The sequence below is a fragment of the Allobosea sp. TBD101 genome (assembly GCF_059817965.1).
In genome coordinates this window covers 429,241-444,430 of sequence record NZ_CM187543.1, presented here as the reverse complement: position 1 = coordinate 444,430, position 15,190 = coordinate 429,241, and the positions used below count along the sequence as shown (strand labels likewise).

Here is a 15,190-nt window from a genome sequence, read left to right as displayed (position 1 = left end):
CCGCCAGACTCTGCTTCGATCCGGCCCGGCCTTACTGGGCTTTCTTCGCGTCGGCGGCGCGCTTCTGGACGTATTCGCTCTCACCGAGGCTGTACTTCTTCTCGCCTTCGACCATCAGGCCGCTGGCTTCCGCCTTGACGATGGCGGCATCGACGGCCTTCAGGAATGCCGGCTCGTTCTTGCGCACACCGCCGGCGATCGGCACGTATTCGAAGGTCTGCAGGGCGATCTTGTACTTGTCCTTCCAGCCGTCCTCGGTGACCTTCATGTTGAGGTTCGGGCCGTCATAGGCGATGGCATCGCAACGCCCGCCCTGGAAGGCACTGAAGATCTCCGCGGTGCCGGTGAAGAGCACCAGTTCGGCGCCCATCTTTTCGCTCAGCGTGCGATTGTAGAGGTTCCCCTGGCTGCCGCAGATCTTCTTGCCGCGGATATCGTCCCAGCTCTTGTAGGTCGCGTCCTTCGGCGTCATCAGTACGATGCCCGCCATGGAATAATAGTGCTGCGTGAAGTCGATGACCTTGCCTCGATCGGCATTGACGCCCAGCGTGGCGAAGATCACGTCGATACGGCCTGCGTTCAGGAACTCGATGCGGTTGGACGCGACGACCGGCACGAACTCGATAGCAGTCTCCGAACCCAGCATGTCCTTGGCGACGGCCCGCGCGAGATCCACCTCGAAGCCGGTATTCTGGCCCTTGGGGTCCAGATAGCCGAAGGGCACGTAGTCGTTACGGATACCGACGATGAGCTTGCCGCGCTGCTTGACACGATCGAGCTGGTCGGCGTGCGCGGCGGTCAGCGAGGCGGCGAGGCCCAGGCCGATCATCGAGGCGCCTGCCAGATTGCGCGAGCTCCGGGCGAGGATCGACACGGCGGAGGAAAGGGCGCAGATGCGCCGCTGGGCGGTTTCGATGAACATTGCGATCCCCTTGTCCGGACTGTCCCGGAATGTCCCGCGGACATCCTCATGCGTCCTTGAAAGCATGATCCCCTTGCATGTGATAATTTTCCAATAGAAAATTCTCTCTACAAAATAACCAGATCTTATATCAAATGAACGTCCGTCAGATCGAAGCCTTTCGAGCCGTTATGGCCGCGGGGAGTGTGACCCGGGCCGGCGAGAGGCTCAGCATCTCACAGCCTGCGGTGAGCCAGCTCCTCGCCCAGTTCGAACGCCATTGCGGCTTCCGCCTGTTTGAGCGGCGCGGCAGTAAGATGGCGCCGACCCGTGAGGCCGAAGCCCTCTTCGCCGAAGTCGAGCGCATGTTCGTCGGCGTCGGCCAGATCGCGCGCGTCGTGACGGCGCTGCGTGATCAGTCCTGGGGCGCGCTGAGCGTCGCAGCATTTCCAGCCATAGCGCGCCGCGTAATGCCAGGTATCCTCTGGAGCTTCTGCAAGGACCGGCCTGATACGCGCTTCCGAATCGAAAGCATGCGCTCGCGAAGCCTGATCGACGCGGTTGCCGCGCAGCATGTCGATATCGGCTTCAGCTTTCTGCCGAGTGATCGGCCGGAGGTCGAGAGCACCCATCTGCACCGCCTTCGCGGGCTCTGCATTCTACCGGCCTGGCACCGCCTGGCCGAGCGTACGGCCATCGATGCGCACGACCTGGCCAATGAGGATTTCATCTCGCTCGGGCCGCAGGATCATTCGCGTTTTATCATCGACCGCATCTTCGACGAGCGTCGCATCCCGCGGCGCATGCGGATCGAGGCAGGCCAGTCCGAAACTGCGTTCTCGTTCGTAGGAGCCGGCGCGGGAGTGGCGGTAGTCGATCCAATCAGCGCCTACAACAACACCAATCCCGACGTGATCATCAGGCCGTTTTCGCCTACCGTGGAATTCGATATTTGGCTGATCAGGCCCAAGGCGGCAGGGTCCTTCAATCTTGTCGAGAGCTTCGTGGCGCATGCCCTCGCCGAACTGAAAGTCTTCGCTGACCATATCTCGGGCGGGTCCCTGGAGGGCGGGGGCCCCGGGCGAGATGAAGCACCGCAAACATGAACATCCGCCAGATCGAAGCCTTCAAGGCGATCATGGAGCTCGGCAGCTTCACCCGCGCCGCTGACAAACTCGGATTGTCTCAGCCCGCTGTGAGCAAGCTTGTGCTCCTGCTCGAACGCAGATGCGGTTTCGGCCTTTTCGTCCGGCAGCGGAACGGCGTCGCTCCAACAGCCGAGGCGCAGATGCTCTATCAGGAGGTCGAGCGCGTCTTCGACGGCATCGACGCGATCCAGTCTCGCGCAAACGCGATCCGTCAGCTCGACTACGGAGAGATCAGACTGGTCACTTTTCCCTCGCTCGCCACGCGCATCCTACCACCGATTCTGGCAGGATTCCTCACGGCGCGCCCGCGGCTACGTATCGAGATGGCGAGTCGCAATTCCTGGCTGCTCGTGGAACGGGTTGCCACTCAGGGCGTCGATGTCGGCTTCGGTATGTTCGCCTCGGACCGGCCGGGCGTGCGCTTCGAGAAGTTATGCACGATGCGCGCGGTTTGCGTTCTTCCGCCGGGGCACCAACTAGCCGGACAGGATGTGATCAGCGCGGCCGATCTCGCCGGCGAGCGTTTCGTCGGAATGGTGGAGGAAGATCGGGCACAATTGCAGGTCGACAAGGCTTTCGCTGCGGCCGGTGTCGAGCGCAGCATCGTCCTCAAGGCGCAGTTGACCGAAAGCTGCTGTTCTTTCGTGTCCAACGGCTTGGGTGTCTCGGTGGTGGATCCGCTGAGCACGGAAGGGTTTTTACCGGCAGAGCTCGTCATTCGCCCGTTTCGTCCGATCGTGGACTACGAGATCTGGGTCGTCTTGCCGAGTTTCCGAGAACCGGGACGGAGCACCCAAGCTCTGGTCGAGCATGTCAGAGCCGGCTTGACGCATAAGCTTGCGGCCATGGCGGCTGCGATTGGGGATCCGCCGGCATGAGCCGGCGCGTCCAGAGATATCTTTTGGTTATGGCTGGCGATACAGAAGCGATTTGACCCTCGCCAGCAAGCGACGCCTCTATGCGGGAGACACGTATTCCGCATAGGAGAAGCCTGAATGCCGCCGATCACCGTCCTGACTCCGACTGGAACGCTCGGTTATGGCTTTGGCGATGAAGCGCTTGAACGAGGCATGTCGTTGAAGCCCTCCGTCATCGCGGTCGATGCGGGCTCGACGGATCCGGGCCCACATTATCTGGGCTCCGGGAAACCGCTGGTCTCGAATGTCAGCATCAAGCGCGAGCTCACGGCCCTGATCCGGGCCGGACGGGCGGCTGGCATCCCGGTCATCGTTGGTAGCGTCGGCGGCGCCGGCTCCGGCGTTCAGGTGGAGCGAACGGCAGCACTGGTTCGCGAGATCGCACGCGAGAATGGCCTGACATTCAAGCTGGCGACGATCCGTTCGGACATCCCGATTGAGCGTGCGAAGCGGGCGGTCGTCGCAAACGAGGTTCTGGATTTCGAGGCCGGCTTTCCGCTGACGGAGCAGGCCCTCGACGAGACCGTCACGCTCGTGGCGCAGATGGGGCACGAGCCGATCTGCGAGGCGCTCGACGCAGGTGCCGACGTCGTCATTGCCGGCCGCGCCTGCGACGACTCGGTGATCGCCGCCTATGCTATCTGGAAGGGGGCCGACCCGGCGCTTGCCATCCACATGGGCAAGATCCTCGAATGCGGTGCCTTCTCGGCCGAGCCTTTCGCCATGGACGTGATGCTCGGCACGATCGATGACGATGGCTTCGTCCTGGAACCGGGCAGTATCAAGCGCCGCGCTTCGGTCAAATCCGTCTCGGCGCATTCGCTGTATGAACGCGAGAACCCGTTCCGGCAGGGTGGCCCGGGGCACGAGATCGATTTGTCCGGCTGTGCCTTCACGCAGATCAACGACAGGCAGGTGCGCGTCACCGGTGCCAGTCTCACCGAAACCACGGACTACTACGTCAAGCTGGAAGGGGCTCGCCTGGCCGGCTACCGCTCCATCGCGATCGCGGGTATCCGATGCCCGACGACGATCGCGGTGCTAGACAGGATCCTGGATCAGCTGAAGGCCAAGGCCCTCGATTATTTTGCGCCGGACCCGATCTCCGTCCAGTTCCATGTCTATGGTCGCGATGGGGTGATGAAGGAGCTGGAGCGAGAGTCCTCTCCAGCGCGCGAGATTGGGCTCGTGATCGAGGCCACCGCCGCGACACAAGAACTCGCGCATGCCGCCTGCCACCAGATCAGCGGCGCAATGCTGCATCACCACTATGAGGGGATTATCAACCCCTCCGGCAATCTCGCCTTTCCCTATTCGCCATCCGATCTCGATATCGGCCCTGTCTACGAGTTCAGCGCCTACCATCTGATGAAGGCGGCGTCGCCGACCGAGCTATTCCCCGTCACGCTGGAGGACCTCTGAGATGAATGCCCGTCCGCTCCGCGAGATTGCCGATATTGTCCGCAGCAAGAACGCGGGCCCCTACCGCATTACCTTCGACATTCTGTGCCGGGAGAAGGCGAACTACGAGCTGATCCGGAATTCTGGGGCGATCACGCCTGAAGCCGTTGCGCGCGCCTACGGACTTCCGGTTTCAGCGATTTCCTCCTTTTTCGAGATCGATCTGGCGAATGCGATCAAGGTCACCATCAAGCGCCCGCGCGCGCAAGGCGCGCCGGGAGATGGGGACATGTACGGCTGTCAGCAGCATGTCCCGCTGATGAGCATGGTCATTCCGGTGAAGTAGGTTACGAAAAGGGGAGCAAGCGCCACTACCGGACCTTGGCGCCTCGCCGAAAGGCGGAAGTTGACAATTCTGTCGGGCTCGATGGTGACGATCATCGTAGTCCGGTTGGATTGGTGCTGTGCTCTCCGATGTAGGCGCCATCACCCACCTAACCTCTATTGATTGACAGAAGCGGAGGGCCGTGCATTCTAGTTTGGTCGATTGTCAGCAATCGACCAAACTAGATGAGGGGAAGTTCCATGGTTCGCGCCGATCTGACCAAGCTGATCGCAGCCGCCTCGGGCGCTGTGCTTGGCCTTGCGTTACTGCCCGCCCAAGCGCAGTGCCTGCCCGCCCCTGCCGACCTCGTCGAGCCGGGCTATCTCACCGTCGGTACTTCGCTGACGGCGCCTCCGATGGGCTTCATGAAGGACGACAAGCCATCCGGCTTCGATCCGGAGTTCATCACGGCGGTTGCCGAAAAGATGTGCCTCAAGACCAAGATCGTGAATGTTACGTTCCAGGGGCTGTTTCCTGGGCTCATCGCCAAGAAATTCGACGTCATCGCTTCCCAGATCGGCATTACCGAGCCGCGCAAGGAGATGTTCGACTTCGTGCCCGTTTTCGTCGGCGGGCTGCGCCTCGTCACCCAGAAGGACAGCGGCCTGAAGTTCCAGACGGAGAGCGACGTCTGCGGCCAAGCAGCCAGTATCGTCGCCGGCTCGACGCAAATGGCGGCGCTGGAGCGGGTCAAGGGAGACTGCCCAACCGGCAAGCCGATGACGCTGAAGGTGTTCACCAACCAGAGCGAGGCGCTCAACGAGGTCGCGAAGCGCTCGGTCAATGTCGCCTATGTCGACTGGCCGGTGGCGGCCTACCTCATCCAGCAGCGCCCGCAGGATTTCGTCGAGGCGAGCCCGGTGCTCAGCGGCAAGGGGCCGAATACGGAGCGCAACCGCAACGGCATCGTCATCCGCAAGGGGGACCGCGCCACGCAAGATGCGGTGGCCGCAGCAGTCAAGGCCGCAATGGCAGGTGGTGCCTATGACGAGGTTCTCAAGCGCTGGAATCTCGCCGACGGCGACATCCGCAAGGTCAATTGACGCGGCACCTGCTGAGGAACGCTGATGCGCTTCGATCTGGACTACTTCCTGGGCTTGCTGTTCTCGACGAAGTTCTTCGAGCCGATCGGGATCGTCGTCATCGTGGCCGCGGCGGCCATGGTGATCGGTGTCCTGATCGGAGCGCTGGGCGGCATCATCCTGAATTCTCCTGTGCCGTGGCTACAGCGGATCGTCCGGGGCTATGTGACGACGGTCCGCGGCATTCCGCTGCTGGTCCAGATCGTGTTCTGGTACAACGGCCTGCCGGCCCTCACCGGCGGGGCGATCAACCTTTCGGCCTATGCCGCCGGCATCATCGCGCTCGGCGTCAACGAGGGCGCCTATATGACGGAGATCGTGCGCTCCGGCATCCAGTCAGTGGAGCGCGGACAGCGGGAGGCGGCGCAGGCGCTGAGCCTGAGCTACCGCTCGATGATGATGAAGGTCATCCTACCGCAGGCGATCCGCATCGCGATCCCGCCGACGGGCAATCAGGCAGTAAATCTGATCAAGAACACCTCGCTCCTGTTCACAATCGCCATTCCGGAGATTTTCGCCACCGGCACGAATATCTTCAGCGCGAACTTTAAGTATTTCGAGGTCATCGCGGTGGTTGCGATCTGGTATCTGCTCCTGGCGATCGCCTATGGCTTCGTCCAGCGCGCACTCGAACGCCGTTTCGCTAAGGGCCGGCGCGGCCTCTATGATCTGGCCGCGGCATGACTCTCCCGGTCGGATTCAAGAAAGCGGAACAACGATGGCGCTGACGGCACTCAAGCGGCAACCCGCCGAACAGCTGGCGACGGAGGCGCTCAAGGCCTCGATCCTCGCAGGCGATCTTAAGCCGGGTGAAAGATTGACTGAGGCGGCGCTGGCGGACCAGTTCGCCGTTTCGCGCGGCACGGTTCGGACGGCGCTACACCAGCTGAGCCGCGACCGGCTGGTGGTCCTCACCCCCTATACGGGCTGGGCGGTCGCGACGATCGACCGGCAGGACCTGTGGGAGATCTTCACGCTGCGCAGCAGCCTCGAACGCCTAGCGGCAAGGCTGGCCGCGGAGCGCATGACGGATGAAGCAATGCCGCGACTGGCCGGGGTTCGCGATGCATTCTTCGCATCCTGCGAGCGAGGCAATGTCGAGGAGGCCGTGGACCGCGATTTTTCGCTGCACCGGACGATCGTCGAGCTGTCGGCAAACCGGCGGCTGCTCGACCAGTATCTAATGGTCGAGCAGCAGGTTCGCCTGTTCATCAACTCGACCTACGCCTCCGCACCGAATCTGGCGGTCGCGATCGCGCATCATGCTCCGATCGTCGACGCCGTTCTCGCCGGCGACGGGGCCGCGGCGGCGCAGCACAGCGAGCATCATGTCCTGAGCGAGGGCGAGCGCGTGCTCGCGATGGTGGCCAACGATGCAGGCTGAAGTCGTAAGGCAGGCGGTCAGTCCGGAGCCGGTCATCGCGCTTCACGGCCTCAACAAGTGGTTTGGGGCGATGCATGTCCTGAAAGACGTCTCCCTGACGGTAGGCAAGGGAGAGAAGGTCGTCATCTGCGGGCCCTCGGGCTCCGGAAAATCGACCCTGATCCGCTGCATCAACGGGCTGGAGCAGCATCAGGGCGGTTCCGTCACCGTCGAGGGCGTCGAACTCGCTCCCAAGACCTTGTCTAAGGTACGCCGAGAAGTCGGCATGGTCTTCCAGTCCTTCAACCTGTTCCCGCACCTCACCATTAAAGAGAACTGCATGCTCGCGCCGATGGAAGCGCGTGGGCTTTCGCGAAAGGATGCCGAGGAGCGCAGCATGGACTATCTGCGCCGGGTCCATATCGGCGAGCACGCCCAGAAATATCCATCGCAGCTCTCAGGCGGGCAGCAGCAACGAGCGGCCATCGCTCGTGCTCTGTGCATGCAGCCGCGCATCATGCTCTTCGACGAGCCGACCTCAGCGCTCGACCCCGAGATGATCTCGGAAGTGCTCGACACCATGATCGAGCTCGCCGCTTCCGGCATGACCATGGTCTGCGTCACCCACGAGATGGGATTCGCGCAGAAGGTCGCCGATCGGGTGGTGTTCATGGACCAGGGCGCCATCGCGGAGGTCGGTCCGCCGAAGCAGCTCTTCCAATCGCCGTCCTCGGAAAGGCTCGCCCTCTTTCTGAAACGCATCCTCACCCACTGACGATTTCACAGCTCGGCGAGAGGTTCGCGGCGCCACATGGCAAGGCGTCGTCGAAATCCCTTTGCCCTAAGCGGAAAGGACATTCCCTTGCTCAAGATCGACAATATGCGCGTCTACAACATCCGCGGCGGGGGCTTACATCCCGTCCTCGTGGAACTGTCGACCACGGACGGCATCCGCGGCTATGGCGAAGCGGCGGTGGCCTATGGCATCGGCGCCAATGCGGCGGCTGGGATGCTGAGCGACCTCGCTCCCAAGGTCGTCGGTGCCGATGCCACCTACCCGCGCAACATCTGGCACGATATCTACGACAATTCGTTCTGGACGAAGGGCGGCGGCGCGATCGTCTTCGCCGCGCTGAGCGCGATCGACCAGGCGCTATGGGACATCAAGGCCAAATCTCTGGGCGTGCCGGTCTACGAACTCTTCGGTGCGAAGTTCGAGCCATCGTTGGAGGTCTATGCCAATGGCTGGAACAGCGCGCATGACGACGCCATGGAATGGGCCAAGGCGGCCGAGCGTCCGCTCAAGGACGGCTACACCATCCTGAAATGCTATCCGCTGGCGACACGGCAGGAGGGCGGTACACTCAGACATGTCCAGCGCCGCGCGCTGGGCACCGACGAGTTCAAGCGCGCGCTCGATCGCATCCGCAACCTCAGAAAGGTTGTGGGCCCCGACATCGGCCTGATGTTCGATCTCAGCGGCGGGCTCAATAACGACCAACTGATCCGGTTTATGGATGTCTGCACCGAGCTCGACGTGACCTGGGTCGAGGAGCCGGTTGACCCCTTCAACCTACAAGGGCTGCGCAATCTCGCCGGCCGCTGGCCGATCCCGATCGCCGCCGGCGAGCGCGTGTATACGCGGCAGGGATTCCGCAATCTGCTGGAGACTGGCGGCGTCGATATCGTTATGCCCGATGTCGGCAATTGCGGGGGCATTTTCGAGGCCGTTCAGATCGCGGCGATGGCCGAGAGCTACAACGCGCGCGTCTCGCCGCACAATTGCGCAAGCTCGCTCTGCACTGCAGCTACGGTTCAGATCTGGGCAGCCTCGGCGATCGGAATGCCGCTGGAGACCTATCCGTATTTCCCCGACGCGAACGACTATGTTCAGGTCCTCGCCAACCCACCCGAAAAATCCGTCGTGAAAGGTCGCCTGGCGGTTCCGACCGATCCGGGGCTCGGCGCCCATATCGAGGAAGACGCGATCGCCCCCTTCCGCTGCTTCGATTTCAAGGAAGCAGCCTGACATTGATTGAGGTCCGCTCGTTCGAACGAAAGGGCGGGCCTTCAACCTAGACCATCAAGATCAGAATCATGCTCGCGTTACAGTATTTGCGCGAGCAATCTGGTAGTATGCACCGAAAATCGGGCACGTTGATCAGTGTGGAGCGCGCCAATAGCCGACATTGCTACCTTGCCTAAGAGCAGACGCTCCCGCGCCCTAGCGCGATGTCGCTGGCGCCGCCGCGGATCAGCGGCACCTAAAACATCGCCTCATAGGCGCAGTTGACGGCCAGTTCTGAGATCGAGGCCGTGTTCGGCAATTGGACGATCAGTGCGACGAGCCGCGCCAAGTCCTCAGGCCGTGTCATTTCCTCCTGCGGCAACGGCGCCTGCGCCGTCATATCAGTCGCGACGTAGCCCGGACACAGCGCGAGCGAGCGCACGCCATCAGCGAAGGCCGCCTGCCGCACGGCATGCGACAGGGCGACCATCGCGAACTTGCTCATCTGGTAGCCGGCATTGCCGTTGCGCACGCGCTTGCCCGAGAGGGAGGCGACATTGACCACTCGGCCCTGCCCGCTCGCCCGCAGATGCGGCAACGCGGCCTGGATCAGCCTGAACGGCGCCTTGAGATTGACCGCGAGCATCGCATCGAGGTCCTCTTCGGTGCCATCGGCCAGCGAGACGTTGCGCAGGATGCCGGCCGCGTTGACGAGGATGTCGACCCGGCCGAAGCGCGCCATCGTCGCCTCGACCCAGGCGTTCTCGGAGCCGGGATCGGTCGCCTGGTAGGCGAAGCTCATCATCCCCGCGGGCGCGAACCCCTCTCCGGGCTTCAGCGCCGGATCGCGGATGGCGAGGCTCAAGGCGATGCCATGACGCCCTAGTTCCTCGGCGATCGCACGGCCGATTCCGCGGCTGGCTCCGGAGATCATCGCGACCTTCGTCATCGTTTCAGCCTTTCAAAGCCGGGCCATGCGGCGGTCGATCGCGTCCTGGAGGTGATACCAGCCGCTGACGATCGGCAGGAACCAGGGCCGCCCATCATAGAAGGGCACGGGGATTCCAGGGAAGGCCGGGCTGTCGAAGGCGCTCGGCTGGTTCTGGTGGCCGAGCAGCTTCAAAGCCGACTGGTGCCCGATATAGGTCATCAGCGCGACACCGTTGCCATTGCAGCCGATCGCGAAGTCGATGCCGTCGCGGCGGCCCATATGGGCGATCTTGTCGGCGGTCATGCCGACCTTGCCGCTCCAGCAATGCGTCACCCGGTAGCCGGCGAGCTGCGGCCAGACCTTCAGCATCATCGCGTGAAGACGCGGCGCAGCCTCTCGCTCCGGCAGATCGAACATGCCCGGCCGGCAACCGAACAGCACGCGCGTCCCGTCCGGCGACGGACGCGAATAGACCAGTTCGCGCTTGGAGTCGGTGATCATGCGGCGGCCGGGATTGATCCGCGCCATCAGTTCGGGCGGCAGCGGCTCGGTCGCGATCTGGTAGCTGCGCACCCCGACGATGCGCCTGCCAAGATCAGAATTGCCTCGGCCGGTGTAGCCATTGGTGCCGAAGAAGACGTTCCGCGCCCGGATCGTGCCGCGGCCGGTCTCGACGCTGTGGAAACCGTTCGCGAGCGGCCCGACCTTCAGCACCGGCGCGTGCGAGCGCAACCGCGCCCCGCTCTCGGTGGCGAGGCGCCGCAGCGCGCGGTGATACTTCGCCGGATGCAGCCCGCCATACTCGTCGATGACGATGCCGCCATGGTAGAAATCGCTCTGCGTGACCTCGTGCTGGCGCGATTTCGGGATCTCGTGAACCGTCACGCCCGTGTGCTTGGCGAGGAGTTCGCCATGCCGCCGCAGGCGGTCGTAATGGCGCGGGACATGTGCCCCGAAATAGCGCCCGAAGACGCCGAGATCGGCATCGAGCTGCTTCTCGGCGATCAGCGTTCTCAGATGCTCATAGGACGAGATCGAATCCGCCAGCAGCCGCTCCATCCGAGCCGCATCGACGCCTTTGACCGCGCCACCGATGACGAGCTTCTGGCCGCTGGAGACCATGCCGCCGGAACGGGTCGACGCGCCGGCGCCGAGTTCCTCGGCATCGACGACGGTGACGTCGACACCATTGCGCGCCAGCTCCGCGGCCGCAGACAGCCCGCAATAGCCCGAGCCCACGACCAGAACATCGGTCGTTTCCGGCAGCGCCTCACGGGCCGTCGCCGGGGGCGCGGCGTCCCACCAGTATGGATCGGTGGTGAAGTTCGGCGCCAGAACGGCGGTTTCGTCAGGCATGATCGGCCGCTCCGAAGGATCTGATATTGGACAGGAAGGCGCGCGTGCGCTCGTGCCGAGGTTTGGCGAAGAACGGCCCCGGCGGGCCCTGCTCGACGATCTGCCCGTCCGCCATGAAGACGACGCGGTCGGCGACCTCGCGGGCGAAGCCCATCTCGTGGGTGACCACCACCATGGTCGTGCCCTCCCGGGCGAGATCGCGCATCACATCGAGCACGCCGGTGATGGTCTCCGGGTCGAGCGCCGAAGTCGGCTCGTCGAAGAGGATCGCCTTGGGCTGCATGGCCAGGGCGCGCACAATGGCGACGCGCTGCTGCTGCCCGCCCGACAGCGCGGAGGGGTAGTCGTCCGCCTTATGAGCGAGGCCGACCTGGGCCAGAAGCGCCCGCGCCCGTTCTTCGGCCTCGGCCCGGGGCAGCTTGCGCCGACGCTGCGGCGTCAGGGTCATGTTGCGCAGGACCGTGAGATGCGGAAACAGCGCATAATCCTGGAAGACCATGCCGATCTCGGTCCGGAGCACCTGCCAGGCGCTCTCCTTGTGGATGTCGACCGTCTTGCCGGCCACGGTCAGGCTGCCTTCGTCAGGCCGGACGAGTCCGTTGATGCAGCGGATCAGCGTGCTCTTGCCCGAACCGCTGGGGCCGATCAGCACGAGCACGCTGCCCGGCGCGACGTCGAGATCGATGCCGCGCAGCGCCTGATGGCTGCCGAAGCGCTTGCCGATCCCGCGCAGGCTGATCAAAGGCTCAGCGCTCATGCGGCCAGCTCGGCCAGATCGCGCTTCAGCGTCTCGCGCGCCTTCTGCAAACGGCTGCGCTTGTCGGCCAAGGCCGCGTGCCGCGCTTCGAGGCGCGCCTGCGCGGATTCGACCGAGCGGGCCACAGCTTCGGGCGCCGGTCCGCCGGGCAAGGTGCGGCCGGCGACACTGGCCGTGGGGTCGAGGCTGCGCCGGACGAGATCGGCATCGAGCCCGATCGCCCGGCCGAGCTGGTCGCGAGCCGCGTCGTCGACCATCTGCGTAGTGATGCCGTCGGCGGCGAGCCCTGAATCTATCGCTGCACGCACCACGGCGCCGACGATGTGATGCGCCTCGCGGAAGGACAAATCGGCATCGCGTACCAGGATGTCGGCGAGATCGGTGGCCGAGGCGAAATCCTCTGTCACGCGGCGCTTCATCAGGGCGGCGTTGGGCCGGCCCGTCGCGATGATCAGGTCGAACAGCGAGAGGCAGCGCAGCACCTCCTCGCCCGCCTCCCAGACGCCGCGCATGCCCTCGCGGTTGGCGTCGATTGTGTTGGTGAAATGCGTGCCCTTCACCGCCGTCGCCGAGGCGACGTAAAGGCCGAGCAGATGCCCGGTCTTGCCCTTGAGATGTTCGAGGACCACCGGGTTCTTCTTCTGCGGCATGATGCTGGAGGTGCCGGTGACGCGGTCGGGGAATTCGACCGTCTGGAACTCGTGGCTGACCAGCACGTGATAGTCCTGCGCGACGCGGCTCCAGCCGATTGCGATCTGCGAGAGACCGTTCAGGATTTCCAGGCCGAAATCGCGCGTCGCCACTGCGTCGAGCGTGTTCTCGACGAGGCCCTCGAAGCCGAGAGAGGCCGCGATCGCGTGGCGATCGATGGCGAAGGTCGTGCCGGCGAGCGCGCCGGCGCCGAGCGGGCTGATATTCGTGCGAGCCCAGGCATCGGAGAGGCGGCCGAAGTCGCGCTCCAGCGATTGCGCGACGCCGGCCAGGAAGAAGCCGTAGGTCACGGGCTGCGCCGGCTGCAGATGGGTGTAGCCCGGCATCACCGCATCGCGGAAGCGGAAGGCGCCGTCCAGCGCATGCTCCTCGACGGAGAGCAGCGCCTGGCTGGCATCGAGCAGCAGGTCCCGCGCCCTCATGCGGTCGAGCCCGGCGCTGAGATCGTTGCGGCTGCGGGCGATGTGCATCCGGCCGCCGGCATCGGTGCCGATCAGCTTGATGAGATGGGCCTCGTAGTTGAAGTAGGAATCTTCCCGCTGCGGGTCGAGTTCGACGACGTCGGGGCCCTCGGCTTCCATCTGTAGGAGCCCGCCCGCCAGCGCCTTCGCCGCCTGCGGCGAGATCAATCCGCACCGCGCGAGCATGAGCACATGGGCCTGGTTGAGGTCGCTCATATGGCCGAAGACCGCCTTGAAATCGCGGGCGAGGCGTGGCGCGTAGATGTGATCGCAGACCTCCTGAGCGACCTTTTCGGTCAGGCGACGGCTGACTTTGGATTCCATGGTGAAGTCCTTTGGCGAGGCGAGGAAAGCGATCGGGGATCAGGGAAGCTGTGCGATGGGCTGCTCGACGACCCGCGCGCCCGGCGCGACGCGGCTCCGGTCGGCCTTGAGGCGCCGTTCGAGCCAGCGGCCGAACCAGCTCAGCGTCGAGCAGATGACGAAGTAGATCAGCAGCACCGCGCCATAGACGGTGAAGGCCGGGTTCCAGCCTTCCATCATCGTGGTCCGCTCGACGATGATCTGGCCGACCTTGAAGAACTCGGTCACCCCCACGAGCGCGCCCAGCGAGGTCGCCTGCACGAGCAGCGTCAGTAGGCCGACGAAGGGCGGCAGGATCGAGCGCAGCGCCTGCGGGCCGGCGACGAATAGATAGACCTCGTAAGGCTTCAAACCGAGCGCAGCCGCGCTCTGCCACTGGTGCCGGGGCACGGCATTGAACCCGGCCCTGACGATCTCGGTGCCGTTGGCGCTGCCCCAGAGCGAGAGACCGACCGTGACCGCCGCGAAGGGCGACAGTTCGAGCCCGAAGAGCGGCGCGACGAAGAACACGAAGAAGATGTTCACGATCAGAGGGATGTCGCGAAACAGCTCGACATAGACCTTCACCGCAACCCGCAGCCAGGCGAAGCGCAGGGTTGCCAGCGTGCCCAGAACGAAGGCGATGAGGGTCGAGAAGAACAGCGTCGCTAGCGCCAGCGACAGCGTCATCCCGATGCCCTGAAGGATGAAGGGCAGGTTCTTGATCAGGAGTTCCATCGCCCCGCCCTCAGGTCCGGAACGGCGTGTTCAGCCGGTATTCGAGCCGGCTGGCGAAGAAGGAGAGCGTGAGGACGAGCGTGAGATAGATCACGCAGATCGCGGCGAACATCTCGATCGTTCGGAAATCCATCGAGATCCGGTCGATCGCGACAAAGGTCAGTTCCGCAAGCCCGATCGCCTGGAGATAGGAGGAGTTCTTGAGGAGGGAGATCGAGGTGTTGAGCATCGACGGCAGCCCGACGCGGACCGCCATCGGCGCGGCGACCAGCCGGAAGAAACGCCAGGGCGATAGACCGAGTGAGAAGGCCGCCTCGCGCAACCCCTTGCCGACCGTCTCCAGCCCGCCACGAATGTTCTCGATCTGATACGCACCGGCCCAGAGCGTCAGGCTCAGCACGCCCGACCAGAACAGCGAGAGCTTCAATCCCAGCCCCGGCAGCCCGTAGAAGATGAAGAAGAGCTGTGCGAGCAGCGGGGTGTTGCGGATGAACTCGACATAGCCGACGACGACCTTGTCGAGCACCGGCACTTGCAGGACGCGAACAGCCGCGCCACAGAGCCCCACCGCGATCGACAGCACGATCGACAGCGCACTGACCTGAATGGTCAACCACAAGCCGCGCATCAGCGCCGGCCACTGGGCTGCCAAATAACCGAGGTCGAATTCCATGGTCGCGCCGGCCCCT

The 15,190-nt window shown here is 64.0% G+C and carries 16 protein-coding genes; 9 read left to right on the top strand and 7 right to left on the bottom strand.

Going from position 1 to position 15,190, the window contains the following annotated elements:
* Window positions 1–31: 31 nt before the first annotated feature.
* Window positions 32–922: a transporter substrate-binding domain-containing protein gene (locus AC6RIC_RS02190; protein WP_499734918.1), complete on the bottom strand. Its 891-nt coding sequence runs from the start codon at window positions 920–922 to the stop codon at window positions 32–34.
* 134 nt (window positions 923–1,056) lie between these two features.
* Here AC6RIC_RS02190 and AC6RIC_RS02185 point away from each other — a divergent pair, with 134 nt between their 5' ends.
* The 9 genes from AC6RIC_RS02185 (at window position 1,057) to AC6RIC_RS02145 (ending at window position 9,226) form a co-directional block, all read left to right on the top strand.
* Window positions 1,057–2,007, top strand: a complete 951-nt coding sequence (locus tag AC6RIC_RS02185; protein ID WP_499734917.1) for a LysR substrate-binding domain-containing protein — start codon at window positions 1,057–1,059, stop codon at window positions 2,005–2,007.
* Complete coding sequence (locus tag AC6RIC_RS02180; protein WP_499734916.1) at window positions 2,004–2,927, top strand: LysR substrate-binding domain-containing protein; 924 nt, start codon at window positions 2,004–2,006, stop codon at window positions 2,925–2,927. The genes AC6RIC_RS02185 and AC6RIC_RS02180 overlap by 4 nt, the downstream gene beginning before the upstream one ends.
* Window positions 2,928–3,044: 117 nt before the next feature.
* Complete coding sequence (locus tag AC6RIC_RS02175; RefSeq protein WP_499734915.1) at window positions 3,045–4,388, top strand: acyclic terpene utilization AtuA family protein; 1,344 nt, start codon at window positions 3,045–3,047, stop codon at window positions 4,386–4,388.
* Between the two features lies 1 nt (window position 4,389).
* Entirely contained in the window at window positions 4,390–4,713 is a 324-nt protein-coding gene (locus AC6RIC_RS02170; protein ID WP_499734914.1) for a DUF4387 domain-containing protein, read from the top strand.
* A 239-nt stretch (window positions 4,714–4,952) separates the two neighbouring features.
* On the top strand, window positions 4,953–5,795 hold the full coding sequence (locus AC6RIC_RS02165) for a transporter substrate-binding domain-containing protein (protein ID WP_499734913.1): 843 nt from the start codon (window positions 4,953–4,955) through the stop codon (window positions 5,793–5,795).
* A 24-nt stretch (window positions 5,796–5,819) separates the two neighbouring features.
* Entirely contained in the window at window positions 5,820–6,518 is a 699-nt protein-coding gene (locus AC6RIC_RS02160) for an amino acid ABC transporter permease (RefSeq protein ID WP_499734912.1), read from the top strand.
* Between the two features lie 34 nt (window positions 6,519–6,552).
* A complete protein-coding gene (locus AC6RIC_RS02155; RefSeq protein WP_499734911.1) occupies window positions 6,553–7,218 on the top strand; it encodes a GntR family transcriptional regulator in 666 nt (221 codons plus the stop codon).
* Window positions 7,208–7,972 (top strand): amino acid ABC transporter ATP-binding protein, encoded by a 765-nt coding sequence (locus tag AC6RIC_RS02150; RefSeq protein WP_499734910.1) that lies wholly within the window; start codon window positions 7,208–7,210, stop codon window positions 7,970–7,972. The genes AC6RIC_RS02155 and AC6RIC_RS02150 overlap by 11 nt, the downstream gene beginning before the upstream one ends.
* 87 nt (window positions 7,973–8,059) lie before the next feature.
* Complete coding sequence (locus AC6RIC_RS02145; RefSeq protein ID WP_499734909.1) at window positions 8,060–9,226, top strand: mandelate racemase/muconate lactonizing enzyme family protein; 1,167 nt, start codon at window positions 8,060–8,062, stop codon at window positions 9,224–9,226.
* Between the two features lie 235 nt (window positions 9,227–9,461).
* Here AC6RIC_RS02145 and AC6RIC_RS02140 read toward each other — a convergent pair whose 3' ends face one another.
* The 6 genes from AC6RIC_RS02140 to AC6RIC_RS02115 are packed head-to-tail and all read right to left on the bottom strand — an operon-like array spanning window position 9,462 to window position 15,174.
* Window positions 9,462–10,154 carry an SDR family NAD(P)-dependent oxidoreductase gene (locus AC6RIC_RS02140; protein ID WP_499734908.1) on the bottom strand — a complete coding sequence of 231 codons (693 nt, stop codon included), beginning with the start codon at window positions 10,152–10,154 and terminating at the stop codon, window positions 9,462–9,464.
* A 12-nt stretch (window positions 10,155–10,166) separates the two neighbouring features.
* Entirely contained in the window at window positions 10,167–11,492 is a 1,326-nt protein-coding gene (locus AC6RIC_RS02135; RefSeq protein WP_499734907.1) for an NAD(P)/FAD-dependent oxidoreductase, read from the bottom strand.
* A complete protein-coding gene (locus tag AC6RIC_RS02130) occupies window positions 11,485–12,249 on the bottom strand; it encodes an amino acid ABC transporter ATP-binding protein (RefSeq protein ID WP_499734906.1) in 765 nt (254 codons plus the stop codon). Before AC6RIC_RS02130 ends, AC6RIC_RS02135 begins: the two co-directional genes overlap by 8 nt.
* The gene (gene argH, locus AC6RIC_RS02125; protein ID WP_499734905.1) at window positions 12,246–13,745 is read right to left on the bottom strand and encodes an argininosuccinate lyase; all 1,500 of its coding nucleotides are present in this window, start codon (window positions 13,743–13,745) and stop codon (window positions 12,246–12,248) included. Before argH ends, AC6RIC_RS02130 begins: the two co-directional genes overlap by 4 nt.
* 39 nt (window positions 13,746–13,784) lie before the next feature.
* Window positions 13,785–14,501, bottom strand: a complete 717-nt coding sequence (locus AC6RIC_RS02120; protein ID WP_499734904.1) for an amino acid ABC transporter permease — start codon at window positions 14,499–14,501, stop codon at window positions 13,785–13,787.
* Between the two features lie 10 nt (window positions 14,502–14,511).
* A complete protein-coding gene (locus AC6RIC_RS02115) occupies window positions 14,512–15,174 on the bottom strand; it encodes an amino acid ABC transporter permease (protein ID WP_499734903.1) in 663 nt (220 codons plus the stop codon).
* Window positions 15,175–15,190 lie beyond the last annotated feature (16 nt).